This window comes from Micromonospora sp. WMMD708 (assembly GCF_049315245.1).
In the GTDB taxonomy this organism is placed as follows: Bacteria; Actinomycetota; Actinomycetes; order Mycobacteriales; family Micromonosporaceae; genus Micromonospora; species Micromonospora wenchangensis.
Map to the genome: position 1 here is coordinate 6,461,530 of NZ_CP186060.1, position 24,734 is coordinate 6,486,263.

General features: G+C 72.5%; 25 protein-coding genes. 7 read left to right on the top strand and 18 right to left on the bottom strand.

Annotated elements, in window-relative coordinates:
* Positions 1–41: 41 nt before the first annotated feature.
* On the bottom strand, positions 42–470 hold the full coding sequence (locus ACN260_RS28630; protein WP_422753891.1) for a DUF3151 domain-containing protein: 429 nt from the start codon (positions 468–470) through the stop codon (positions 42–44).
* A 307-nt stretch (positions 471–777) separates the two neighbouring features.
* On the opposite strand from ACN260_RS28630, the gene ACN260_RS28635 reads away from it, so the two are divergent.
* Positions 778–1,983 (top strand): LOG family protein, encoded by a 1,206-nt coding sequence (locus tag ACN260_RS28635; RefSeq protein ID WP_422753892.1) that lies wholly within the window; start codon positions 778–780, stop codon positions 1,981–1,983.
* A 54-nt stretch (positions 1,984–2,037) separates the two neighbouring features.
* Here ACN260_RS28635 and fbaA read toward each other — a convergent pair whose 3' ends face one another.
* Positions 2,038–3,060 (bottom strand): class II fructose-bisphosphate aldolase, encoded by a 1,023-nt coding sequence (gene fbaA, locus ACN260_RS28640; protein WP_088641929.1) that lies wholly within the window; start codon positions 3,058–3,060, stop codon positions 2,038–2,040.
* 144 nt (positions 3,061–3,204) lie between these two features.
* Entirely contained in the window at positions 3,205–3,588 is a 384-nt protein-coding gene (locus ACN260_RS28645; RefSeq protein ID WP_422753893.1) for a phage holin family protein, read from the bottom strand.
* Positions 3,589–3,712: 124 nt separating this feature from the next.
* On the opposite strand from ACN260_RS28645, the gene ACN260_RS28650 reads away from it, so the two are divergent.
* The 5 genes from ACN260_RS28650 (at position 3,713) to ACN260_RS28670 (ending at position 10,705) form a co-directional block, all read left to right on the top strand.
* Complete coding sequence (locus ACN260_RS28650) at positions 3,713–3,925, top strand: hypothetical protein (RefSeq protein ID WP_204928469.1); 213 nt, start codon at positions 3,713–3,715, stop codon at positions 3,923–3,925.
* 81 nt (positions 3,926–4,006) lie between these two features.
* Entirely contained in the window at positions 4,007–5,461 is a 1,455-nt protein-coding gene (locus ACN260_RS28655; protein WP_422753894.1) for a 3' terminal RNA ribose 2'-O-methyltransferase Hen1, read from the top strand.
* A complete protein-coding gene (locus ACN260_RS28660) occupies positions 5,458–7,968 on the top strand; it encodes a polynucleotide kinase-phosphatase (protein WP_422753895.1) in 2,511 nt (836 codons plus the stop codon). The genes ACN260_RS28655 and ACN260_RS28660 overlap by 4 nt, the downstream gene beginning before the upstream one ends.
* 166 nt (positions 7,969–8,134) lie before the next feature.
* Positions 8,135–9,694, top strand: coding sequence for an LPXTG cell wall anchor domain-containing protein (locus tag ACN260_RS28665; RefSeq protein ID WP_422753896.1), 1,560 nt, complete (start codon positions 8,135–8,137; stop codon positions 9,692–9,694).
* A 75-nt stretch (positions 9,695–9,769) separates the two neighbouring features.
* Positions 9,770–10,705: a VTT domain-containing protein gene (locus ACN260_RS28670; RefSeq protein ID WP_422753897.1), complete on the top strand. Its 936-nt coding sequence runs from the start codon at positions 9,770–9,772 to the stop codon at positions 10,703–10,705.
* 174 nt (positions 10,706–10,879) lie between these two features.
* On the opposite strand, the gene ACN260_RS28675 is transcribed toward ACN260_RS28670, so the two are convergent.
* The 15 genes from ACN260_RS28675 to ACN260_RS28745 form a co-directional block, all read right to left on the bottom strand.
* On the bottom strand, positions 10,880–11,257 hold the full coding sequence (locus ACN260_RS28675; protein WP_007454255.1) for an ArsR/SmtB family transcription factor: 378 nt from the start codon (positions 11,255–11,257) through the stop codon (positions 10,880–10,882).
* A 57-nt stretch (positions 11,258–11,314) separates the two neighbouring features.
* The gene (gene pyrE, locus ACN260_RS28680; protein WP_088641922.1) at positions 11,315–11,854 is read right to left on the bottom strand and encodes an orotate phosphoribosyltransferase; all 540 of its coding nucleotides are present in this window, start codon (positions 11,852–11,854) and stop codon (positions 11,315–11,317) included.
* A 168-nt stretch (positions 11,855–12,022) separates the two neighbouring features.
* Entirely contained in the window at positions 12,023–12,832 is an 810-nt protein-coding gene (locus ACN260_RS28685; RefSeq protein WP_422753898.1) for an SDR family NAD(P)-dependent oxidoreductase, read from the bottom strand.
* A complete protein-coding gene (locus ACN260_RS28690; protein WP_422753899.1) occupies positions 12,829–13,494 on the bottom strand; it encodes a hypothetical protein in 666 nt (221 codons plus the stop codon). The genes ACN260_RS28685 and ACN260_RS28690 overlap by 4 nt, the downstream gene beginning before the upstream one ends.
* Before the next feature lie 73 nt (positions 13,495–13,567).
* A complete protein-coding gene (locus ACN260_RS28695; protein ID WP_422753900.1) occupies positions 13,568–14,401 on the bottom strand; it encodes a hypothetical protein in 834 nt (277 codons plus the stop codon).
* A gap of 138 nt (positions 14,402–14,539) precedes the next feature.
* The gene (locus tag ACN260_RS28700; protein WP_422756863.1) at positions 14,540–15,523 is read right to left on the bottom strand and encodes a hypothetical protein; all 984 of its coding nucleotides are present in this window, start codon (positions 15,521–15,523) and stop codon (positions 14,540–14,542) included.
* A gap of 35 nt (positions 15,524–15,558) precedes the next feature.
* The gene (locus ACN260_RS28705; RefSeq protein WP_422753901.1) at positions 15,559–17,136 is read right to left on the bottom strand and encodes a polyamine aminopropyltransferase; all 1,578 of its coding nucleotides are present in this window, start codon (positions 17,134–17,136) and stop codon (positions 15,559–15,561) included.
* Positions 17,133–17,810, bottom strand: a complete 678-nt coding sequence (locus ACN260_RS28710; protein ID WP_422756864.1) for a hypothetical protein — start codon at positions 17,808–17,810, stop codon at positions 17,133–17,135. Before ACN260_RS28710 ends, ACN260_RS28705 begins: the two co-directional genes overlap by 4 nt.
* Positions 17,811–17,911: 101 nt before the next feature.
* Complete coding sequence (locus ACN260_RS28715; protein WP_204928477.1) at positions 17,912–18,334, bottom strand: DUF350 domain-containing protein; 423 nt, start codon at positions 18,332–18,334, stop codon at positions 17,912–17,914.
* Positions 18,335–18,374: 40 nt separating this feature from the next.
* Entirely contained in the window at positions 18,375–18,800 is a 426-nt protein-coding gene (locus ACN260_RS28720) for a DUF4247 domain-containing protein (protein ID WP_422753902.1), read from the bottom strand.
* Positions 18,801–18,914: 114 nt separating this feature from the next.
* On the bottom strand, positions 18,915–19,505 hold the full coding sequence (locus ACN260_RS28725; protein WP_422753903.1) for a DUF2617 family protein: 591 nt from the start codon (positions 19,503–19,505) through the stop codon (positions 18,915–18,917).
* A 2-nt stretch (positions 19,506–19,507) separates the two neighbouring features.
* Entirely contained in the window at positions 19,508–20,134 is a 627-nt protein-coding gene (locus ACN260_RS28730) for a DUF4178 domain-containing protein (protein ID WP_422753904.1), read from the bottom strand.
* 96 nt (positions 20,135–20,230) lie between these two features.
* A complete protein-coding gene (locus ACN260_RS28735; RefSeq protein WP_422753905.1) occupies positions 20,231–20,635 on the bottom strand; it encodes a hypothetical protein in 405 nt (134 codons plus the stop codon).
* Between the two features lie 335 nt (positions 20,636–20,970).
* Positions 20,971–23,562 (bottom strand): ATP-dependent chaperone ClpB, encoded by a 2,592-nt coding sequence (clpB, locus tag ACN260_RS28740; protein WP_422753906.1) that lies wholly within the window; start codon positions 23,560–23,562, stop codon positions 20,971–20,973.
* 124 nt (positions 23,563–23,686) lie between these two features.
* Positions 23,687–23,968: a hypothetical protein gene (locus tag ACN260_RS28745; protein WP_422753907.1), complete on the bottom strand. Its 282-nt coding sequence runs from the start codon at positions 23,966–23,968 to the stop codon at positions 23,687–23,689.
* A 429-nt stretch (positions 23,969–24,397) separates the two neighbouring features.
* Here ACN260_RS28745 and ACN260_RS28750 point away from each other — a divergent pair, with 429 nt between their 5' ends.
* Positions 24,398–24,622, top strand: a complete 225-nt coding sequence (locus tag ACN260_RS28750) for a winged helix-turn-helix domain-containing protein (protein WP_422753908.1) — start codon at positions 24,398–24,400, stop codon at positions 24,620–24,622.
* Positions 24,623–24,734: the final 112 nt, after the last annotated feature.

The following is a 24,734-nucleotide window of genomic DNA, read 5'->3' on the forward strand; positions in this document are numbered from 1 at the left end:
TCCGCCCCGACGGTCGTCGGGGCGGACCGGAGACGGGCCGGTCAGGTGCTGGCGAGGGCGTCCCCGGCGGCCGGGTCGCAGTCGCGGAGGAACTGGGCACAGCGGGCGGCCTCGTCCGCCTCGCCGATCTCCCCGGCGGCCCGGGACAGCACGTAGAGGCAGCGCAGGAATCCCCGGTTCGGGGTGTGCGACCAGGGGACCGGGCCGTGCCCCTTCCAGCCGCTGCGCCGCAACTGGTCCAGGCCACGGTGGTAGCCGGTGCGGGCGTACGCGTACGCCGCGACCACCTGGCCGGCGTCCAGGGCCCGGGTGGCCAGCGCCGCCCAGGCCGCACTGTGCGTCGGGAAGCGGGCCGCGACCTCGGCGTACGCCTCGTCGGTGCCCTGCTGTGCGGCGGCGGCCAGCGCGGCGTCCGCATCGTCGTGCGCGGGCAGGAGAGTGGCCGGAGGCTCAGGCAACAGGTTCTGCATCGCCCCATTCAACCCGCTTCGCCCTGCGGGGCGCGAGGGGGTCGGGTGGGTACGCTGGCTGAACGGTGGAGGTCTACGTCACGTCGGGACCCTACCGGGTGAACCGTCGGCCCCGTCGGGTGCACCCTCGGCCGACCGTACCGGCCCTGCGGCCCATGCCACCCGAAGATATTTTCCACTACAACTATTGGTCCGGAGCCTCCCCAGGACCCGGTTACGCAGGAGCCCGGCGGCCTCGGTCGCCGGGCTCCTGTCGTCGGTACCCCTGCCCCGGTGCGCGGTGGCGGGGTGGGGGCAGGATGGCGGGGTGCCCACCCCACCTCCCGCGGACGTCATCGCGCCGCACGACACCAGTCATGACGAGATCGAGACCCGTGCCGAGTTCGACAGGCACCTCGCCGCCGACAGCCTCGCCGGGCTGACCGTGCAGGGTCTCCGCCTCGACCTCGACCCCGTCCCCGACCTGACCGCCACCGACGTGGCCGGCACCCTCTTCGTCGGCTGCCGGTTCGCCGGCCGGGAGGTCGGCGCGGACCTGGTCCGGCGCGGCGCGAACGTGGTGCCGCCCTTCTCCGGCCTGCCGTACCCGACCCAGCCGGCCCATCTCTACACCCCGACCGACCTGGCCGAGGGGTTCGCCGATGCCGGGTTCGCCGGGATGTACGACACCCGGGTCTACGACCACTTCCGCACCCACGGTGGCGCGCTGCCGGACGTGAAGGAGGCGCTCGGCCAGCGGTTGCACGACCACGGCGTGGACAACGCCCTGGCCGACGCGACCCGGACCTGGCTCGCCACCCACGGGCCGCAGTCGGTGGTGGGGGTGATGGGCGGGCACGCGGTGCCGCGCGGCAGTGTGCCGTACCGGATGGCGGCGGTGCTGGGCTGGGAGCTGGCGCGGGCCGACCGGCTGGTGGTGACCGGCGGCGGTCCCGGGGTGATGGAGGCGGCCAACCTGGGCGCGTTCCTGTCGGCCTGGCCGGCGCAGGAGCTGAACACGGCGATCGACCTGCTGGCGGTGGCCCCCGACTTCACCGACCACGACCGGTACACGGCCGCCGCGCTGGCCGTGCGGGACCGCTACGCGGCGACCGTGCCGCAGCAGCGCGGCCCCGGGCTGGACTGGGCCCGTTCCGGCGGACTGGCCATCCCCACCTGGCTGTACGGGCACGAACCGGCGAACCTGTTCGCCGGGCGGATCGCCAAGTACTTCTCCAACGCCATCCGGGAGGACACCATCCTGCGGCTGGCCCGGGGCGGGATCGTCTTCGCGCCCGGCCGGGCCGGCACCGTGCAGGAGGTGTTCCAGGCGGCCACGAAGACGTACTACGGCACGGACGGGGCGAGCGGGGCGTACGTCTTCCTCGACCGGGCGTACTGGACCCGGGAGTTGCCGATCGAGTCGTTGCTGCGGCCGTTGTTCGCCGGGTCGCCCTTCGGTGACCTGTCCGGCAGCCTCCACCTCACCGACGACGTGCGGGAGGCCGTCCGGGTGCTCACCGCGACCGCCTGACGCCGACGGCCGGCCCCCCGCGCGGGGGGCCGGCCGTCGGTCGGGTACGTCAGGTCACTTCATCCGGGTGCCGGTGGAGCGCAGGTGCTCGCACGCCTCGACGACCCGGGCGGCGAGACCGGCCTCGGCCAGCTTGCCCCAGGTACGCGGGTCGTACTGCTTCTTGTTGCCGACCTCGCCGTCGATCTTGAGTACGCCGTCGTAGTTGCGGAACATGTGGTCCGCGACGGGCCGGGTGAAGGCGTACTGCGTGTCGGTGTCGATGTTCATCTTCACCACGCCGTAGTCGAGCGCCTCCCGGATCTCCTCCAGCAGCGAGCCGGAGCCGCCGTGGAAGACCAGGCTGAGCGGCTTGTCCTTGCCGTACTTGGCGCCGACCGCCTCCTGGATCTGGTTGAGGATCTCCGGCCGGAGCTTGACGTTGCCCGGCTTGTAGACGCCGTGCACGTTGCCGAAGGTCAGCGCCGCCATGTAGCGGCCCTTCTCGCCCAGGCCGAGCGCCTCGACCATGGCCAGGCCGTCCTCGACGGTGGTGTAGAGCTTGTCGTTGATGGCGTTCTCGACGCCGTCCTCCTCGCCACCGACGACGCCGACCTCGATCTCCAGGACGATCTTGCCCTTGGCGGCCTCGTCGAGGAGCTGGGCGGCGATCTCCAGGTTCTCCGCCACCGGCACGGCCGAGCCGTCCCACATGTGCGACTGGAACAGCGGCTCCTGGCCGCCCTTCACCCGCTCCTGGGAGATCGCCATCAGCGGCCGGACGAACCCGTCCAGCTTGTCCTTCGGGCAGTGGTCGGTGTGCAGCGCGATGTTGACCGGGTACTTCTTGGCCACCTCGTGCGCGTACGCGGCGAACGCCACCGCGCCGGTCACCATGTCCTTGACCGACGGGCCGGACAGGTACTCCGCGCCACCGGTGGACACCTGGATGATGCCGTCGCTCTCCGCGTCGGCGAAGCCCTTCAGCGCCGCGTTCAGGGTCTGCGACGAGGTCACGTTGATCGCGGGGTACGCGTACCGGCCGGCCTTGGCCCGGTCCAGCATCTCCGCGTAAGCCTCGGGGGAAGCGATGGGCATGTGAAACGCTCCTTACTTACCGCTCTCGGCCGCGCTGGCCGCTGTCTTCCGTCGGTGCGCCGGACCGCGCTGTCCACCGTCGGCAGTATCCCGTAGGAGGCCGCGGCGGACACAACCGCCCCGGTGACCGTCCACCGCCCGGCCTCACCGGGTCTCCCGGCCGTCCGGCACGGCGACGCTGATCAGCCAGGTCACCACGGCCATCACGATGGCACCCCAGAAGGCCGGCCAGAAACCGTCCACCCGGAACGACAGGTCCACCGCGCGCGCGATCCGGTCGGTCAGCAGGAACAGCAGGGCGTTCACCACCAGCGCGAACAGCCCGAGGGTGAGCAGGTAGAACACGCAACCGACCACCTTGATCACCGGCTTGAGCACCGCGTTGACCACACCGAAGATCAGCGCCACCACCAGCAGGGTGAACGCGGTGTTCGCGCCGTTGCGCCCGGAGACGTCGACCCCCGGCACGATCAGCGTGGTGACCCACAGCGCGATCGCCGTGATCACCAACCGGATCAGGAAGCCCACCGGCCCATCCTGACACCGCCCGGCGTCGCCGGTGGGACGTTCCCGCGTTCCCGCGCCCACCGGGCGACCTCAGCCGCCAACCCGTACGGTGGGGTGGACAGGCCGCCGCAACCAGGGAGGGACGATGGGTCAGCCCGACGAGGACTTCACCCCGAGCGACCACCTCGACCCGCAGGAACGCGACCTGGAGGCAGAGCCGGCCGACGCGGTCGAGCAGGCCGCCGTGATCGGCCCGGACGAGACCGACGCCGAGCCGCACCGGGGCCTGGAGGTCGCGGACTGGGACGCCATGGAACAGGCCCGGGTGGTCACCGCCGACGAGGACGACTACCGCTGACGGTGCGGGCCGGCCCCCGGCGGTGGGCCGCCACGGGAAATGCGGACGACGCCGGATCGGCCCCGCTGGGATCATGGGCGCGTGCTGCTCACCCTGACCACCACCCACCAGCCGGCGACCGATCTCGGTTACCTGCTGGTCAAGCACCCCGACCGGGTGCAGGAGTTCGACCTGCCGGCGGGCACCGCGCACGTCTTCTACCCGGAGGCGACGGCGCAGCGGTGCACGGCCGCCCTGCTGGTCGAGGTCGATCCGCAGCGCCTCGGGGTGGGTCGGCGGCGGGCGGCGTCCACCCCGGAGAGTTTCACCCTCGGGCAGTACGTCAACGACCGCGCCTACGCCGCGTCCAGTCTGCTCTCCTCGGCGCTGTCGACGGTGTTCCGCTCCGCGCTGCGCGGGGTGTCCCGGGAGCGCCCGGAGCTGGCCGGCGCGGCGATCCCGCTGAGCATCCGGGTGCCGGTGCTGCGCTGCCGGGGCGGCGCGGAGCTGGCGGTACGGCTGTTCGCCCCACTCGGCTGGACGGTCACCGCAGCCCCGCTCCCGCTCGACGAGCAGCACCCCGGATGGGGTGACAGCCGGTACGTCGACCTCTGCCTGTCCGGCACGGTCCGGCTCGCCGACGCCCTCAACCACCTGTACGTCCTGCTGCCGGTGCTGGACGACGCCAAGCACTACTGGGTCGCCCCGGACGAGATCGACAAGCTTCTGCGGGCCGGGGCGGGCTGGTTGGCCGACCACCCGGAGCGGACGTTGATCACCCGGCGTTACCTGGCGCACCGGCGGGCGTTGGCCGGGCGGGCGATGGCCCGGCTGGCCGAGTCGCGGCTGGCCGACGTACCCGTGCCGGACGACAGTGTCGACGCGGCCACCGGCCCGGCGGACGGCGCGTCGACGGTCGCCGATCCCCGGCGGGCGTCCCTGGCGGCGCGACGGCGCGAGGCGGTGCTCGCCGCGCTGGCGGCCAGCGGTGCGACCCGGGTGGTGGACCTGGGGTGTGGCGGCGGTGCGCTGCTCACCGGGCTGCTCGCCGACCGGCGCTACACCGAGGTGGTGGGGGTGGACGTCTCCACCCAGGCGCTGGCCGTGGCCGCCCGCCGGCTGCGGCTGGACCGGCTGCCCCAGCGGCAGCAGGACCGCATCCGGCTGTGGCAGTCGGCGTTGACCTACCGGGACGACCGGTTGCGCGGCTACGACGCGGCGGTGCTGATGGAGGTCGTCGAGCACCTGGACCCGGCCCGGCTGCCCGCGTTGGAGGACGCCGTGCTGGGTCACGCCCGGCCGGGCACACTCGTGGTGACCACCCCGAACGCGGAGTACAACGTGCGGTACGAGGGGCTGCCGGCGGGCCGGTTCCGGCACCCCGACCACCGGTTCGAGTGGACCCGTGCCGAGTTCGCGGCATGGGTGGACCGGGTGGCCGCCGAGCACGGCTACACGGCCACGATCAGCGGGATCGGTGACCGGGACCCCGAGCTGGGTCACCCCACCCAGCTCGCCGTCCTCACCGCCGTGGCCGGCCGGGAGACGACCCGATGAGCACTCTCGACATTCCCGAACTCGCCCTGGTGGCGCTGGTCGGCGTCTCCGGCTCGGGCAAGTCCACCTTCGCGGCGCGGCACTTCGCGCCCAGTCAGGTGCTCGCCTCGGACGCGTTCCGGGCGATGGTCGCCGACGACGAGAACGACCAGTCCGCCTCCGCCGACGCGTTCGGGGCGCTGCACCATGTGGCGGGGGTCCGGCTGCGGCGGGGCCGGCTCACCGTGGTCGACGCGACGAACCTCCAGCCGCACGCCCGCGCCGGGTTGGTCAGGGTGGCCCGGGACCACGACGTGCTCCCGGTGGCGATCGTGCTGGACGTGCCGGAGGCGTTGGCCTGGGAGCGGACCCTGTCCCGTGCCGACCGGACGCACGGCCGGCAGGTGCTGGCCCGGATGCAGCGGGACCTGCGCCGGTCGTACGGGCAACTGGCCCGGGAGGGGTTCCGCAGGGTGCACGTGCTGCGCGGGGTACAGGAGATCGACGCCGCGCGGATCCGGCTGGAGAAGCTGTTCAACGACCGGCGGGAGCTGACCGGGCCGTTCGACATCGTCGGTGACGTGCACGGCTGCCGGGCGGAGCTGGAGGCGCTGCTGACGCGGCTGGGCTTCGTGCTGCACCGCGACGACGCGGGTCGTCCGGTGGACGCGGTGCACCCGGCTGGTCGTACCGCCGTCTTCGTGGGTGACCTGGTGGACCGCGGCCCGGACTCGCCCGGCGTGCTGCGCCTGGTGATGGGCATGGTCGCGGCCGGGCACGCGATCTGCGTGCCGGGCAACCACGAGCACAAGCTGCTGCGCAAGCTGCGTGGCCAGGACGTCAGGCTCACCCACGGCCTGGCCGAGACGATGGACCAGCTCGCCGCCGAGGACCCGGCGTTCGTGGCCGGGGTGGCGACCTTCATCGACGGCCTGGTCAGCCACTTCGTGCTGGACGGCGGCCGGCTGGTGGTGGCGCACGCCGGCCTGAAGGAGGCCTATCACGGCCGCGCGTCGGGCCGGGTCCGCTCGTTCGCGCTCTGGGGCGAGACCACCGGCGAGACCGACGAGTACGGCCTGCCGGTGCGCTACCCGTGGGCGCGCGACTACCGGGGTGCGGCGACGGTCGTGTACGGGCACACCCCCACCCCGACCCCGGAATGGATCAACAACACGATCTGCGTCGACACCGGTTGCGTCTTCGGCGGGAAGCTCACCGCGCTGCGCTACCCGGAGCGGGAGCTGGTCGCGGTCGACGCCCAGCGGGAGTGGTACGCCCCGGCGCGGCCGCTGTTCGCCCCGACCCGCCCGGACACGGTGCTCGACCTGGCCGACGTGACCGGGCGCCGCCGCCTGGAACACGCCTACGGCACGCTGACCGTGCCGGCGGAGAACGCCGCCGCGGCGCTGGAGGTGATGAGCCGGTTCGCGGTGGACCCGGGTCGGCTGGTCTGGTTGCCGCCGACGATGGCGCCCTGCTCGACGTCGACCGTGCCGGGGTTCCTGGAGCACCCGACGCAGGCGTTCGAGGACTACCGGTCGGCCGGCGTGCAGCGGGTGGTGTGCCAGGAGAAGCACATGGGCTCCCGGGCGGTGGTGCTGGTCGAGCGGGAACCCGGCCGGTTCGGCGGTGGGGTGGTGCACACCCGTACCGGTCGGCCGTTCTTCGGTCCGCCGCTGGACGGGGAGCTGCTGGACCGGGTCCGGGCGGCGGTCGGGGCGGCCGGGTTGTGGGACGAGCTGGGCACCGACCGGCTGTTGCTGGACTGTGAGCTGCTGCCCTGGTCGGCGAAGGCGGCCGGGCTGATCCGTGAGCAGTACGCCGGGGTCGGGGCGGCCGGACGGGCGGCGCTGCCGGCGGCGCTCGCCGCGCTGGACTCGGCGGCGGCCCGGGGACTGCCGGTGGCCGCGCTGCGGGACCGGATGGCGGCCCGGCGGGCGGAGGTCGACGGCTACTCGGCGGCCTACCGCGCGTACGTGGCACCCACCGACGGGTTGCGCGGGGTGACGCTGGCGCCGTTCGCGGTGCTGGCCGGGGCGACGGTGACCTTCACCGACCGGGACCACGGGTGGCACCTGGCGTTGGCCGACCGGCTCTGTGCGGCCGACCCGGAGTTCTTCACGCCGACCCGACGCCAGGTGGTGGAGCTGGACGACGAGGCGGCGGTGGCGGCGGCCACCGGGTGGTGGTCGACGCTGACCGCGGCCGGCGGTGAGGGGATGGTGGTCAAGCCGTACGCCGGTCCGGCCGCCCGGTCGGCGCGCGGTTCGCTGCTCCAGCCGGGGATCAAGTGCCGGGGCCGGGAGTACCTGCGGATCATCTACGGTCCGGGCTACACCGATCCGGCCCAGCTCACCGCGCTGCGTCGCCGTTCGCTGGGACGCAAGCGGGGTCTGGCGCTGCGCGAGCACGCGCTCGGCCTGGCCGCCCTGGACGCCTACGCCGCCGATGCGCCGCTGTGGCGTCGGCACGAGTTGGTCTTCGCGATCCTCGCCTGCGAGTCGGAGCCGGTCGACCCCCGGCTCTGACCGCCCGTCCACGCCGGGACGGGCGGGCGGGGGTGGACCTTCGGGGTGGATCCGCCGGCCGTTCGGCCCATTCTGCCGCCACCCGTCGGCGTGGGACGCCCGGCCGGGGACGAACTCCTTAGGCTGCGGCGACCGCCGTAGCACCTCCTCAGGACAGGATCCGCTGATGCGCAAGCACGCGACGCGTCGATGGCTGGCCGGACTTGCGGTGGTGGGTGCGTGCGTCGTCGCCTCCGCCGCTCCCGCCCCGGCCGCCCCCGCCAGCCCCGGAGCTTCCCCCGACGTGGCCGCGGTGGCCGGGTTCGCCACCTCCGCCAACAACGTCACCCTGGCTCCCGCCGGGCCCGACAGGACGGTGGTCCTGCGGGCGCTGGGCGAGAAACTCCAGGACAGCTACACCATCACCGTCGACTACGGCGCGGTCGACGCCTTCGCCGAGGTGAGCGGTTCCGCCGCCTCGGCCTGCACCCGTACCGGCACCGTGCTGACCTGCCTGGCCTACCAGGAGGATGCACCGGACCTGCTCTCGTTGTCGGTACGCCCGCGCGCGGGTGCCCCGGTGGGTCGACAGGGCCTGCTCCGGTTCACCGTGGCCACCGGCAGGTCGGGTACGAGCACCACCACGTCGACCGTCCTCGTCGGCGAGGGGGTCGACCTGGTGGCGGGTCCCGCGGTGACGCTGACCGGTGGTCCCGGTGCCCGGCTGCCGGTGGGGCTGTCGGTCGGCAACCAGGGGGCCGAGACCGCCCGGGGCGCGGTGCTGCTCGTGTCGGCGATGTACGGCCTCACCCCGTCGCAGCGCTACCGGAACTGCCGCTACGGCAGCAGAGGCGGCCTGACCAACTTCACGCCGAACCTGTTCGTGTGCACCTTCGACGACGAGATCGCGCCGGGCCGGGTGTTCCGGGTCGGCGGCGGATTCGGGGTCACCGTGCCCGGCGACGTCTCGGCACCGAACACCCAGACCGGTACCGCCACCTGGCTCACCCCGCAGGACTGGGCGGACCAGCAGCCCCGGTACACGCTCGACCAGCAGGGCACGGGTGAGGTGCTGCGACTGGAGCAGGTCGGCACCCGGCTGCCCGACGGCGCGTCCCGGGCAGCGCAGACCGACGTCGACCCGGCCGACAACGACACCGCCATCGCGTTGACCGTCACCGGCAACCAGCGGGCCGATCTGGCGGCTGACGAGGTGCGGATCACCGCCAGGGTGGGCCAGACCGTGCCGGTCACGATCGGTTACACCAACCGGGGACCGGCCTCGTCGTCCAACGGCGGCCGCGACTTCTACACGATCGTCAAGATGACCGTGCCGAAGGGTGTCACGGCCGTGAAGGCCCCCGGGAACTGCCTCGACGCCGACATCCAGGACGAGCAGGGTGGCCGGCCGGGTGCCCGCGCCTACCTCTGCTACCAGTACGACGTCATCCGCAAGGGCGGGAAGGTGGCCCTGCCGTTCTCGTTCCGCATCGACCGGGCGGGTGCCCTGACCGGCAGCACGGAGCTGCTCTACGGCCCGACGACCACGACGGACCTCGACCCGCGCAACGACACCGCGAAGATCCTGGTGAACGCCGGCTCGGGTGGGCAGGGCGGGGACGACGGCACGCTGCCGATCACCGGTTCCCCGACCGCCCTCGTCGCCGGGGTCGGCGGGGTGCTGCTGCTGGCCGGGGTGGGCAGCTACCTGGCGGCGCGGCGTCGCCGGGCGCGCTTCGTGGCCTGACCGGGCGGGTGGCGGCGATATCCCGGCCGGAGGGGCGCGTGCCGCGACCGGCGGTTCGCGGGCTCGGTATGGTGTGTGGCCGTGGACACAGGTGAGAAGACGCGGGTGGTAGCCGAGACGGTCGCGCTGAACCCGCTCGACCCCAAGGATCTGCTCCAGACCTTCGGACTGATCGGCGTGTGGGTGATCCTCTTCGCCGAGACCGGTCTGTTGGTGGGGTTCTTCTTCCCCGGTGACTCACTGCTCTTCCTGGCCGGGGTCGCCGCCTCGCCGGTGGCCGACGCGATCTTCGGCGGCGGCACCCGGCTCTCGCTGGCCGGGCTGCTGATCGGTGGGCCGATCTGCGCGATCGTCGGGGCCCAACTCGGGCACTGGCTCGGTGCCCGCTACGGCCGGCGGATGTTCGACCGCCCCAACTCCCGCCTCTTCAAGAAGGAGTACGTGGAGAAGGCGGAGTACTACTTCCAGAAGTTCGGCCCGGCCAAGGCTGTCGTGCTGGCCCGGTTCATTCCGATCGTGCGGACGTTCCTCAACCCGGTGGCCGGGGTGCTCGGCATGCCGGCGAGGCAGTTCCTCCTCTGGAACGTCGTCGGCGCGATCCTCTGGGTGGACGGCATCCTGCTGATCGGCTACCTGCTCGCCGATCAGATCTACAACGCCATCGGCGACAAGATCGACAGGTACATCCTGCCGGTCGTCGCGCTGATCATCCTGCTCTCGGTGCTGCCGATCTTCTTCGAGTTCCTCCGCGACCGCCGGGCGCGTCGACGCGGTGAGGCCGTGGCCGTGATCACCGCCGCGACCGCGGTCGGCACGATGGAGGCCGTCCGGGACGCCGTCGAGCACCACCACCACGACCAGCCCCGGCAGCCGCACCCCGGGCAGCCCTCCGGCGGCTCGCAGCCGTACGGCCAGCAGCCCGGCCACGACCAGCGGTTCCCGCCGCAGACCTACGGGCAGCGCCCGCCGCGCGACGGTGGGCGGTACCCGGACCAGGGGCAGGGCCACTGAACGGCGAACGGCCGGCCCTCGGGGAGAGGACCGGCCGTTCGCGTACGCGTACGCCACCGCGGGCACGGTGGTTCGATCAGCGAACTGACCGGTGACGGACAGCCGTCACCACCCGATGACGCCACCCCTGGTCCGCCATCGGACGTCGCCCCTGGACGGGACGAACGGGTGCAGTCAGCGGGCCTTCTTGGTGGCCCGCTTGCGCGGCGGCGTGAGGAGGTCGGCGATCGTGGCGATCGCCGACGGCACCAGCCGGTAGTAGGCCCACACACCACGCTTCTCCCGCTCCAGCAAGCCGGCCTCGGTGAGGATGCGGAGGTGGTGGCTGACCGTCGGCTGCGAGAGGCCGAGCGGCGCGGTGAGGTCACACACGCACGCTTCGCCCTCGGGCGCCGACTGGATCAGGCTGAGCAGCCGCAGCCGGGCGGGGTCGGCGAGGGCCTTGAGGACCCCCGCCAGCCGCTCGGCGTCGGCACGTTCGATCGGCTCGCCGGCAAGCGGCGAGATCTGAGGCATGGTCATTTCAGCCAACGCAGTTCCCACGTATTCCATCCTTCCACCAGCAGCATCGATCCGCCTGCATATCAGCAGATACGAATCGGCAAATTTTTACGCCACAAGGCCGAGGTCAGCCAACGTATAGGCCGCCCGATACGGCAGTCCGGCGGCGCGTACGACGTCGCTGGCGCCACGATCGACGATCACCGCCACGCCCACGACCTCCGCCCCGGCCTCGCGTAGAGCTTCGACGGCCGTCAACACGCTGCCGCCCGTCGTCGAGGTGTCCTCCACCGCCAGTACCCGCCGGCCGGCCACCTCAGGACCCTCGATCCGCCGTTGGAGACCGTGCGCCTTGCCGGCCTTGCGGACGACGAAGGCGTCCAGGGGTCGATCGGTCTCCGCGGCGGCGTGCAACATCGAGATGCCGATCGGATCGGCACCCAGGGTCAACCCACCGACCGCGTCGTAATTCCAGTCGGCGGTCAGCTCCCGCATCACCCGACCGACCAGGGGAGCGGCCCGGTGATGGAGAGTCACGCGACGCAGATCGACGTACCACTCCGCCTCCCGCCCCGAGGAGAGCACGACCCGGCCATGGACCACAGCCAGGTCAGTGATGAATTTACGCAGGTCGTCGTGGTCCCCCATGGCGATAGAGGGTACTGCTCAAGTCTGTGGGTGGTGTGTGCGGCCCACCCGGACCGACCGTGCGAGCCCTCGATGACTGGCGATGGACAGCTACGCTGCGCGACCGCACCGGCAGAGTTGCGCTGCCACGCCGAGGGTACCGACGCGTCGACCGGCACCGCCCGCAGCTCACTGCCCGGCCGGGTCGACCTGTCCGCGCCGGTCCCGGAAGGCACCGCGCAGCAGCCGCCGCGGCACGTGCCGCAGACTCGCCACGGCCAGCTTGTACTTCCAGTCGGGAACGCTTACGGTTTTGCCTTTTCGCAGGTCACGCAGGGCTTCGGCGACCACATCGTCGGCCTTGAGCCAGATCCACCGCGGCATGCCGGACATGTCGATGCCGGTGCGTTCGTGGTAGCCGGTGCGGGTGTAGCCGGGGCAGAGCGCCATCACGTGCACCCCCGCCGCGCGGGTCGACTGCCCGATCGATTCGCTGAAACCGGTGACCCATGCCTTGCTGGCCGGATAGGTGGAGCCCGGCATCACCGGGCCGAAGCCGGCAACCGAAGAGACATTTATCACTGTCCCATTACCGCGCCTCGTCATGGGCCCGAGCGCCGCGTGGGTCAGCCGTAGTACCGCGTGCACGTTCAATCGGAGCAGCCGCGTCTCGTCGGCGACGGTGGACCGCAGAAACGGCTGGTTCAGGCTCAATCCGGCATTGTTGACCAGCAGGTCCACCGGGTCGCCGGTGGCCAGTCGCCGTTCCACCCGGGCGCATCCGTCGTCGGTGGACAGATCGGCGGAGATGACCTCCACCCGGTTGCCGTACCGCCCGGTCAGCTCGGCGGCGGTGGCGTCGAGCCGGGTGGTGTCCCGGGCCACCAGGACCAGGTCCCAGCCCTCCGCGGCGAGTTGCCCGGCGAACGCCGCGCCGATCCCTGCGGTGGCACCGGTGATCAGCGCGCACCGGCCGGGCACGGTTCGGTCGACGGTCACGGTTGCTCCTCGGCGGGACGGTGGACCACATCAGGCCCGGGGGACGGGTAGGGCGCGGCGGTGAACGAGGAAGGCCCCGATCCGGGTCGCGCCGGCCACCGGCCACTGAACCAGGTGTTCGCCGGCCGCAGGGCCAGCAGCACGGCCACCACGAGGTAGCCGAGGGCCTGGGCCACCGAGACGCCCGCGTTCACCGGCACCCACCACGAGGGGTAGGCGTCGTCGAGGGTCGTGAAGAGGTCGGCCACCCCCTGGTCCCCGCTACCCAGCCGCACCGGCCTGACCCGCTGGCCGACCAGCACGGCCAGGGCACACCCTCCGGCGAGCAGGCCCAGCCCGCAGACCACCCAGACGCCGACCCGGGCCGCCCGTCGCCGGGCGAGCAGCCCACCGGCGAGGCCGACCAGCAGCAGCGCCACCAGCACCGTCAACACCGCCGCGGCGACCGTGCCGAGCCGCAGCAGCCGGACCAGCCCGTCGACGTCGCCCGGGTCGGCGTCGGTGCCGGCGGCGGCGCTCCGGAACCGGTCGATCGTGCCACCCAGGGCGAGCAGGCTGGTGACGGCGTAGACCCCGGCGGCGAGCGCCATCAACCCGAGCAGCGCCGCCGCCCCGGTGACCACCGGCGGGCGACGGTCCGGCACCTGATCCGGGTACAACACGACGATTCCCTCCGGTAGGCGTCGGTGTGCAACCTACTCGGAGGGAATCGTCGGTGTCGCTGTTACGCGCCCGTCAACTGCCGGCGGGGCGCTGCGGGTCGTCCGGGCCGCTGTCTCCGGTGGGCCGGTCAGGCTCCCCACCCGACGGCGGCGACCAGGACGGGCCGTCGGACGACTGCGGCTGGTCCGGTACGCCGGGGGTGGCCGGCGACGGGCCGGGGGCACCGGGCTGGCCGGGCGTACCGGGCTGCGGGTAGTCCGGCGTCGCCGGGTAGCCGGGGGTGGGCGGGTAGCCGGGCGCGGCCGGGTAGGTGGCACCCGGGACCGGCGGCTCCCAGCCCGCCTTGGGCTTGCGGAAGAACTCGTTGGACTGCGGCAGAGCGAGCAGGATCAGCGCCGCCAGCAGGGCGAGCAGGCTGACCACCCCGAGCAGGGTGCTGACCGGGTTGTACCAGGACGGCAGCACGGCGCTCATGCTGCGTTCCAGTTCCTCGGCGCTCGGCGCGTCCCCGGAGGTGGAGCCGGTGGAGCCGCTGAAACCCGCGGCGCCGTTGACCAGCCCACCGCCGACGCAGCAGACCATGATGCCGCCGACCACCCAGGTGGCGATCCGGCTGCCGTTCTTCCCCCGGTTGTTGAAGATCGCCAGGACGACGAGGGCGAGCGCGATCAGCAGCAGGACGGCGGACGCGGCGACGGCGAAGACCACGACGGCGGTGCCGAGGCCGTCGACCTCGCTCGCGGTCCCCTCGAAGGCGTCCTCGAACGCCTGGCGCAGCTTCCCGCTGATCGCCAGGGTCAGGATCAGCCCGATCAGTTGGAGCACCGCGAAGAACATCAGCAGGTAGCTGGAGAGCGTCACCAGACCCGGACGGGTCCGGGCGGGCGTGCTGTGGGAATCGACCATGATTCTCCTTCCTAGATCACCGCACCACGGTAACGTCCGCAGTCCCGTCGCACCGGGTACGACGGAGCCGTACCCGCTGGTCGAACCGCCGAACCACGGCTGTCGGGCACCGACCGGGACCGGCCGGGGCCGTCGGGGTCACGACTGGCGGACCAGTCGGCGGTGCTCGGCGGTCACCACGGCGAGCAGGAGCAGGTCCACCGCGAGCCCGGTCACCGCGCCGAACTGGTTGACCGTGAAGTTGAAGATCTGCCCGAACAGCAGGTCGACCAGGAGTGCCAGTTTGAACAGCCGGAACGCGGCCCGCCGGTCGTTGCGGAGCAGGAACGCGGCCCGGATGCTCAGCACCCCGGCGACCACCGCCGACGCGGACACCCCCAGCACCGCGCCCCACTCGCCGAGTTGGTCCAGCTCGCCGGTGACGCCCTCGGTGACCACCGCCACCACCGTCGCCACCGGCTCGACGACCAGGTAGGCCACCACCAGCAGGACCACCCAACGTTGGGCGGTCAGCCGGATCAGCGCGGCACGCAGCCGGTCCACCCAGGGCTGCCAGAACCGCCGCGGCGGTGGTTCCCGGCGCGGCACCACGTCCAGCAGCGCGGACACCCCCGACTCCACCTCCGGGCCGGCACCCCGGACCAGCCGCAGGGTGGCCGCCCGCTGCCGGTCGGTGAGCCCCCGGCCGACGCCGCCTACGATCACGTCCAACGCGTTGGCCACCCGTTCGCCGGGGGTCGGGCGCAGCCGTTCGCGCAACGCCTGGGTGATCACCACCAGCAGGGCGAAGACGGCGTAGATGATCCCGGCGGCCGGCCGGTAGAAGTAGTCGGTGCCGGCGGTGACGAACTTGCCGACCTCGTCGATGAACAGGCCGAAGCCGATCCCGGCGAGCACCGCCCCGGTCATCCGGGCGGGCCCGCCGAGGAAGACCAGCGCGACGCCCAGGCCGACGGTCATCAGCAGGCCACCCCAGAGCACATGCGCGATGTGCAGGCCGCCGCCGCCGAGCTGCGGGTAGCCGGTCGCCCGCAGGAACGCCCGGGTGACCAGCACCGTCGCCACCCCGGACAGCACGAACGCCTGGAGGTACGCCGCGGCGTCCACCGCACGCGGTGGCAGCCGGCGGCGCAACGACGGTGACATCATTTCCGAGGCTAGTAGCCGCGCCACTCGCTGCGGGCGTAGTCGAGCACCCTGGGGCGCAACAGGGTGGAGGCGGGCACGTCGAGGCGGCCCCGGTCGGCGGGGAAGGCCGCCGCCGCCCGCAGCACCGCCGGGTCGAGGAAACGCAGCCGGGGCGCGTCGGCCGGCAGTTCCAGCGGCGGCGGGGTGCCGCCCGGGGCGGCGAGCACGAACCCCCAGTCACCGAACGACGGCACGTCGACGTGGTACGGCACGGTGGCGAAACCGGCCGCCCGGATCGACGCCTCGATCGACCAGTACGACCGGGGCGCGAAGTACGGCGACCCGGACTGCACCACCAGCCGGGCGCCCTCGGCGAGCACCGAACGGATCAGGGCGTAGAACTCGACGGTGTAGAGCTTGGCGGTGGCCGTCTCGTCCGGGTCGGGCAGGTCGGCGACGACCACGTCGAAGCGTTCGCCGGCGGTACGCAGCCAGTTGAACGCATCGGTGTTGAGCACCCGCACCCGGGGGTCGTCGAGGGAGCCGCCGTTGAGCGCGCGTAACTGCGGCTCGGAGCGGGCCAGCGCGACCACCGCCGGGTCGAGGTCGACCACGGTCACCCGGCGTACGTCCGGGTAGCGCAGGATCTCGCGGACGGCGAGCCCGTCGCCGGCACCGAGGACCAGCACCTCGCCGCGCGGGCCGCGCATCGCCGGGTGCACCAGCGCCTCGTGGTAGCGGTACTCGTCGATCGAGCTGAACTGGAGGTCGCCGTTGAGGAACAGCCGCAGGTCGGTGTCGGGGTGGCCGACCTCGCGCACCGAACGGGTCAGCACGATCTCCTGGTAGCGGGAGCGTTCGGCGTGCACCACCGGGTCCCGGTAGAGCTGCTGGCGGCTGGTCACCTCGAAGTCGGCGGCGGTGACCCAGGCGTACCCCAGGCAGAGGGCGACCACGACGGAGCCGGTGCCCAGCACGAGCCGGGCCCGGCGGCTCAGCTCGGCGCGGAACACCGTGCAGACCAGGGCCAGGCCGGCGACCGCGTTCACCGCGCCGACCACCAATGCGCCCTTGAGCTGGCCGAAGACCGGGATCAGCAGGAACGGGAAGGCGAGCCCGCCGAGCAGCGCGCCGACGTAGTCGGCGGCGAACAGGTCGGCGACCGCGCTGCCGGCGGCCTGCTCGCGGATGCGTTGCAGCATCACCATCAGCAGCGGGATCTCCGCGCCGATCAGCAGGCCCAGCACGAACGCGGTGCCGACCAGCGCCGGGCCGTACAGGTCGAGCCAGGCGAACGCGGCGTAGAGGCCGAGCACCGACAGGCCGCCGAGCAGGGCCAGGGTCAGCTCGATCACCGCGAACGCGGCGGCGGCCCGGGGTTGCAACGGCTTGGCGACCAGCGCGCCGACCCCCATCGCGAAGACCATCACGCCGAGCACGATCGACGCCTGCCCGACCGTGTCGCCGATCAGGTAGCTGCCGAGCGCGACCAGGGCCAACTCGTACACCAGGCCGCAGGCGGCGCAGACGAAGACGGCGAGCAGCACCGCCGCGCGGGCCAGCCGCCAGCGCGGCCGGACCGCCGGGGTGTCGTCGACCGTGGTCACCGCGTCCCCCGGGGACGCCCGGCCGACGCCGCCGCCCGCTGCCGGCCGCGCTGGACGAACCCGACGGTGATCAGCAGCGCGGCGACCAGCAGCAGGCCGGCGGTGGCGAGCAGCCAACCCCAGCGGTCCCGCAGGAAGTCGCTCCCGGCGTCCGGCAGCGCGCCGGCCGGCGCGGCCGGGTCGGCGGTCGGGGTGGCGGCGGGCGGGGCGACACCGGCCTCGGCGACCAGCAGCGGCAGCGTCACCGCGGCCCGGCAGATCGCCCAGCCGGGATCGTCGACGAACGTGTCGGTGTCCAGCCCGAACCGGCCCAGCCCGCTCTCCACCGCCCACAGGTCGGCCCGGTCGAGGTCGTCGGAGCCGGAGACGGTGACCGTCGCCCAGTCGTTGCTCTCGCTGCTGGACGAGGTGTACATGATCCGGGCCCGGACCTCCACCCAGCGCGGGCAGCGGGCGTCCCCGGTCACCGGTACCCCGTCGCCGAGGTTGGAGCCGACGCTGACCTCCGCGCCGGACGACCGCTCCAGCCGCCAGCCGTAGCAGATGCCCTGGCTGTCGGCCGCCTGCACGAGCAGCGGCACGGTGTCGGCGCGCTCGTCGGCCGCCGGACCGGGCACGGTGGTGCCCCCGGAGTCCCGGTTGAGGACGCTGCTGCCCACGCAGACCAGCGCCATCACGCCGAGGACGAGCCAGACGACCCAGGCGCCCGTGTTCTGCTTCGCCTTCGCCGGCTGCTTCGCCGTGGTCCGCTGAGCCGGCTGCTTCGCCGTGGTCATCAGCTGATGGCGGCGGCGATGATCGCGCCGGTGGCGAGGTGCACCATCGCCGACACCCAGACCGCCGGGTGCGGCTGCTGGTCGACCAGCAGCGTGCCCAGCTTGCCCGGGGTCAACGCGTCGAGCAGCACGAACGCCAGGGCCATGATGACCAGCCCGACGATCCCGTACGCGGCGGCACCGACCAGGCCGAGCAGGAAGTCGTCCTCGCTGGCGGCGATCGCGGCCACCACGATGATGCCGACGCCGGCCAGGTTCGAGGTGAGCAGCAGCGCGGCGTTACGGTTGCGTTCGGTCCAGATCAGCTCGTGGAGCTTGCCCGGGGTGGCCACGTCGACCAGCACGTAGCCGACGGCCATCAGGACGACACCGACCACCCCGTAGGCGAGGGTGACCAGCAGGTCGGTGACCAGGTTCTGCACAGCGTGCTCCAGGGGTTCGTTCGGTCGGGATCGGTACGCGTCACTTGCCGGAGCCGGGGCCGCCACCACGTACCGTGCTGCCCCGCCCCCAACCCCAGTGGTTGCCCACCGTCGAGTGGTAGCGCGGGTACGCGGTGCGCATCCGCTCCAGCAGGATCACCGAGCCGGCGGCGATCGGCAGGATCACCAGCGAGTCGTCGTCGTAGCGCAGGTAGACGCCGCTGCCGTCGACGTACTGGTCGGCCGGCTTCCAGGCGTCGGTGACGTCCTTGGCCACCTGGCTCGGGGTCCGGTTCGAGGTGTACGCGATGGCGTCCCGCCCGATGTCCCGGCTCGCCGCCCGGGTGTAGCGGTCCTCGATGTAGCCCCGGGGCGAGAAGTTGCCGTAGAAGATCGCGAAGGCGGCGACCAACGCGCCGACGACCGCGAAGGCCACCCCCACCACGAACCAGCGTCGGTACGTCACGGTGTCTCCTCCGTTCGCGACTGCGGGGCTCGCAAAACCGGCTCACTCCTCGCGCTCACGGTGTCTCCTCCGTTCGCGACTGCGGGGCTCGCAAAACCGGCTCACTCCTCGCGCTCACGGTGCCTCCTCCGTTCGCGACTGCGGGGCTCGCCGATCGTGCGGGAGCGTCACCGCCGTCTCGGTCAGGACAAGTTCGTTGGTCTGGGGGTACGCGTGCCAGGTGCGCCAGGCCACCGTCCCGTCCGGCGCGTCGGGGCGTACGGCCAGCGCGGTCACCGCGTCCGGGTCCCCGGGAAAGACCCCGACCAGGGCGTACGGGTCGTCGGCCAGGTCGGCGCGGAGCGCGGCGATCCGGGTGTGCAGTTCCCCCTCGGCGGGGCGCAGCACGGTGGCGGTGAACCGGTAGCCGCCCGCCTCGTCGTGCAGGTCGCCGGGCAGGTGCGGGGGTCGACCGGGCAGGCAGGCGACCGTCTCGACCAGCGCACCCGTCCCGACGGACCGGCCGGGGGCGGTCGCCGCGGCATCGGAGTCCGGGACGCTCAGGACGACCTGGTGGGAGGCGCCGAGCAGGCGCAGCCGCAGCCGGACGTCACCGGGCAGGGTCAGGTCACGGACGTGCAGGGCGGGGCGTTCCGGGCCACCGAGCGCCAGGCTCAGGTCGGCCGCGCACGTGTCGACGTACGGAGTGTCCAGGCTGACCAGCACGATCAGGACCCCTCCGGGCCGGACTGCGGGTACACCATCACGTCCGCGCGGTGCAGCCGCTCACCCCGGCCCACCTCCCAGCCGGCCTCCCCGTACGCCTCGAAGGAGAGCCGCTCGCCGCCCTGACCCCGGTAGTCCTGGTAGCGGACGGTGCCGTACGGGTCGAGGCCGGTGCTGCCGGTGGCCGAGTAGCGGGCCTGACCGGACTCCTCCCAGGAGTAGCGGCGGCCGGCGAAGTCGAGGGTCGGTGCGCCCGGGGTGATCGTCGCGGCCGGCTCGGCCGTCCAGAGCACCAGCTCCAGGTCCGGGTCCTCCTCGACGGAGAGCCAGCGCTTGTCGCCCTCGACGGTGTCCAGCAGGTGCTCGGCCCAGCTCCAGCCGCCCTCGACCAGGTGTACCGAGCCCCGGACCGCGTAGGACACGCCACGGATCTCGACGATGTCGCCGGGCTTGAGCTTGCGGGGGTCACCGCGCAACGCGTCGGAGTCGGTGTCGCGGAACGGGTCCTTCGCCGGTGTCGGGCGGGCCGGTTTGCGGCTCCGGCTGTAGGCCACCGCCGCCACCACGATCCCGGCGACCCCGATCAGACATCCCAACGCCGCCACGACGTACGCGACCGAACCGTTCACCCCGACCACCTCCCCAAGTGCATCGGCGGAGACGGTAACAACCCCGCGCACCCCGCGCACCTGGGGAAACTCAGCGAATTCTGAGTGAGCGGTCAGCTACTCATTGTCCCTGTCGGGAGGTGGGCCGGCCAGCCGGTCGGCCGCGTACCCACGCAGCGTGGTGGTGCCCATCGTGCAGCCGGTGAAGGTGGTGAACTCGGCGTCGTCGTCGCCCAGCGCCGTCCAGGCCGCCCGGGCCGCCGCCGGGTCCACCCGCTCCAGCAGCGTCGCCGCGTACGCCCGCCCGGCCGGCGACCCGTGCCGCAGCAGCCAGTCGACCTGCTCGCGGGCCTGCCGGGGGCGCTGCGCGAACGCCTCCCCGACCCGCCGGTACGCCTCGGTCGCCGGCAGCAGCGTGCCGGCGAACCCCACCCCGCCGAAGGCGACGGTGTCCGCCCCGGCGAGTTCCCGCACGGCGGCATCCAACTCCGGATCGCCGCTCTTCTTCCGCATCCCGAACATGCCCCCTTCCTTTCCCCGCCCCGGCACCGGCCACCCCACACCCGCACTACCCCACCCACCCCACCGCGCCCCGCACTCAGCCCCGCCCAACCGCAGTGATCAAGAGGTTTGCGTCACCGGAGAGCGCTCCGGATGACGCAAACCTCTTGATCGTCGGGGCGGAAGGGCCGGGGCAGAGGGCGATCAAGAGGTTGGCGTCAGGGGAAGGCGCTCTCGTGACGCGAATCTCTTGATCACCGGGGCGGTCGGCGGGGAGGGAGGCGAGGCGGGAGAGAGGGCTGCGGTGGACGGGCCGACCCCGCCGGGATGGCGGGGCCGGGCCGGTGGGTTCGGGGTCAGGCGGCGGTGACGGTGAGGCCGTCCTTGTCGTCGGACAGGTCGACCCGCACCGTGTCGCCGTCCCGGACCGCGCCACCCAGCAGCGCCTTGGCGAGCTGGTCGCCGATGGCCGACTGGACCAGGCGACGCAGCGGCCGGGCACCGTAGATCGGGTCGTACCCGTGCTCGGCGAGCCAGGTCCGGGCGGCTTCGCTGACGTCCAGCGTCAACCGGCGGTCGGCGAGCCGGCGGCGCAGCCGGTCGAGCTGGATGTCGACGATCGACCGCAGGTCGTCCCCGCGCAGCGCGGCGAAGACCACGATGTCGTCGAGCCGGTTGAGGAACTCCGGCTTGAAGTGCGAGCGGACCACCGCGAGCACCCCCTCCCGGCGCTGCTCGTCGGCGAGCGTCAGGTCGCTGATCACCGACGACCCCAGGTTGGAGGTGAGGATCAGGATCGCGTTGCGGAAGTCGACCGTACGACCCTGACCGTCGGTGAGCCGGCCGTCGTCGAGCACCTGGAGCAGGATGTCGAAAACGTCCGGGTGGGCCTTCTCCACCTCGTCCAGCAGGATCACCGAGTACGGCCGGCGGCGCACCGCCTCGGTGAGCTGGCCGCCCTCCTCGTAGCCGACGTAGCCGGGCGGGGCACCGACCAGGCGGGCCACGGAGTGCTTCTCGCCGTACTCGCTCATGTCGATGCGGACCATGGCCCGCTCGTCGTCGAACAGGAACTCGGCGAGCGCCTTGGCCAGTTCGGTCTTGCCGACGCCGGTCGGACCGAGGAACAGGAAGCTGCCGGTGGGGCGGTCCGGATCGGCGACGCCGGCCCGTGCCCGGCGTACCGCGTCGGAGACGGCACCGACGGCCTCGGCCTGACCGACGACGCGGCTGCCCAGCGAATCCTCCATCCGCAGCAGCTTGGCGGTCTCGCCCTCCAGCAGCCGGCCGGCGGGGATGCCGGTCCAGGAGGCGACCACGGCGGCGATGTCGTCCGCGCCGACCTCCTCCTTGAGCATCGCGCCGTCGGCCTGGAGCCGGGCCAGTTCCTCCTCCGCCCTGGCCAGGTCGGCCTTGAGCGCGGGGATCCGGCCGTAGCGCAGCTCGGCGGCGCGTTCCAACTCGCCGTCGCGTTCGGCCCGCTCGGCCTCGCCGCCGAGGCGTTCCAGCTCCTCCTTGGCGGTGGACAGCTTGGTGATGTGGCTCTTCTCGGTCTGCCAGCGCTCGGACAGGGCGGTGAGCTGCTCGCGCTTGTCGGCCAGCTCCTTGCGCAGCCGGTCCAGCCGCTCGGCCGAGGCGGCGTCGGGCTCCTTGGCCAGCGCCATCTCCTCGATCTCCAGCCGGCGGACCGCCCGCTCGATCTCGTCCACCTCGACCGGCCGGGAGTCGATCTCCATTCGGAGCCGGGACGCGGACTCGTCGACGAGGTCGATCGCCTTGTCCGGCAGGAACCGGTCGGTGATGTAGCGGTCGGACAGCGACGCGGCGGCGACCAGGGCGGCGTCGGTGATCCGGACGCCGTGGTGCACCTCGTAGCGCTCCTTGAGGCCGCGCAGGATGCCGATGGTGTCCTCGATGGTCGGCTCGCCGACCAGCACCGGCTGGAACCGGCGTTCCAGGGCCGGGTCCTTCTCGATGTGCTCGCGGTACTCGTCGAGGGTGGTCGCGCCGACCATCCGCAGCTCGCCGCGCGCCAGCATCGGCTTGAGCATGTTGCCGGCGTCCATCGAGCCCTCGCCCTTGCCCGCGCCGACTACCGTGTGCAGCTCGTCGAGGAAGGTGATGACCTGCCCGTTCGAGTTCTTGATCTCCTCCAGGACCGACTTGAGCCGCTCCTCGAACTGGCCCCGGTACTGCGCACCGGCGACCATCGCGCCGAGGTCGAGCGAGACCAGCTTCTTGTCCCGCAGCGACTCCGGCACGTCGCCGGCCACGATCCGCTGGGCCAGGCCCTCGACGATCGCGGTCTTGCCGACGCCGGGCTCGCCGATCAGCACCGGGTTGTTCTTGGTACGCCGGGACAGCACCTGGATCACCCGACGGATCTCGGAATCCCGCCCGATCACCGGGTCGATCTTGCCGTCCCGGGCGCTGGCGGTGAGGTCGACGCCGTACTTGGCCAGCGCCTGGTAGGTCTGCTCCGGGTCGGCGGTGGTGACCCGCCGGTCCCCGCCGCGCACCGTCGGGAATGCGGCGACCAGGTTCTCCTCGGTGGCCCCGGCGGACTTCAGCGCATTCGACACCGCGCCGCCCACCCGGGCCAGGCCGGCGAGCAGGTGCTCGGTGGAGGTGTACTCGTCGCCGAGCGGCCGGGCGATCTGCTCGGCGGCGCCGATGGCGTTGACGAACTCGCGGGCCAGGGTGGGTTCGGCGATGCTGGACCCGCGGGCGGCGGGCAGCGCGTCGACCGAGCGCTGTGCGACCCGGCGCAGCTCGGCGGGGTCGGCACCCACGGCGCGCAGCAGGCCGGCGGCGGTGGAGCCGTCGGTGTCGAGCAGGGCCAGCAGCAGGTGCCAGGGTTCCACGGTGGCGTGACCACGCTGGTTGGCCAGCGCGACCGCACCGGTGATGGTTTCGCGGCTCTTGGTGGTGAGTCGTTCCGTGTTCATGGGCTCCCCCGGGATCGGCGTGTCCACTAGTAAGAGACACCACCAGAGTTGAGCCTATTCCGCTCAACTCTGCCAACGTGACATGGGTCACACTGCCGACCGGTCGGAGTGGGCCGAGGTGGGATCAACGGGACAGGCGGGTGGCGTTCGGTGGCCGGCCGGGCAGGCGGGAGGTGCACGGGGTTTCATGGTCGGCCCGGAGCACACACCGGCGACCGGTCCCCAGCCGGTTGTCGCAGAAGACGCGGTGGCGTACCCCCTGATCGTCCTCGGCGGAGACGGTGGTCTCGCCGGGGTCGACGTGAGCGAGGAAGGCCAGCGAGCGGGCCGCCGTCCGGGCCAGCACCTTGGCCCGCGCCAGATCGGGGGCGACGACCGGCAGGTGTACGACGTACCGCCCGGTCACGCCTCCCCACCCGCCCGACCCTGCTCAATGTCGCTCCAATGGCGGTGTCGCGATGGCTCGGACACCGCAATATCGCCCCAACTGAGTTGACCAAGGTCGAGGTTCGGCGGTGGGTGCGGTGACTCGTACCCCATGACGCTCCCTTGCTGGACAGTTAGGTGTCGCGGTACTGAAAGGGCAGCCCGGCCGGACTGCCCACCCTGCCGTCGCAGCCCACACCTCGGCGGTACGACGACAGGGCCGACGGCGTGGTCGGGACGGGCCACGGGGGATGCCCGCCCCGACCGCCTGAGCGCCCCGAGTGCCATCCGGGGGCGGTCACCTCGAACCTACAATTGGTACCGGTTGTAGGTAAACGACCCACCCACAATTGCTTGAGGTTGGAGGTGCGAGCGTGATCAGATAGGCGTGCCATCCGGGGAGTGACGCATGCCCAAGCAGCAGTACCAGGTGCTCGCAGACGAGCTGAAGAACAAGATCGATTCGGGAGAGTGGCCGCCCGGCACCAAGTTGCCGAGCAGGTCGCAGTTGTGCACGGAATACGGCGTGTCGGACACCGTGGTCGGCAAGGCCATGATGATCCTGCGCGCCACCGGCCTGACCGAAACCCTGGAAGGGGTCGGGGTCTTCGTCGCCGCACCCGCTGAGGCCTGACCCTGAACGGGCCGCCCGGCCCCGCAGGGTTACCGACCGGCGAGCCGGCGACCACAGCCGGTGCCGGGCCGTAGAACGCTCGCGAGCAGGGCAGACGTCCGACAGGCCGAGG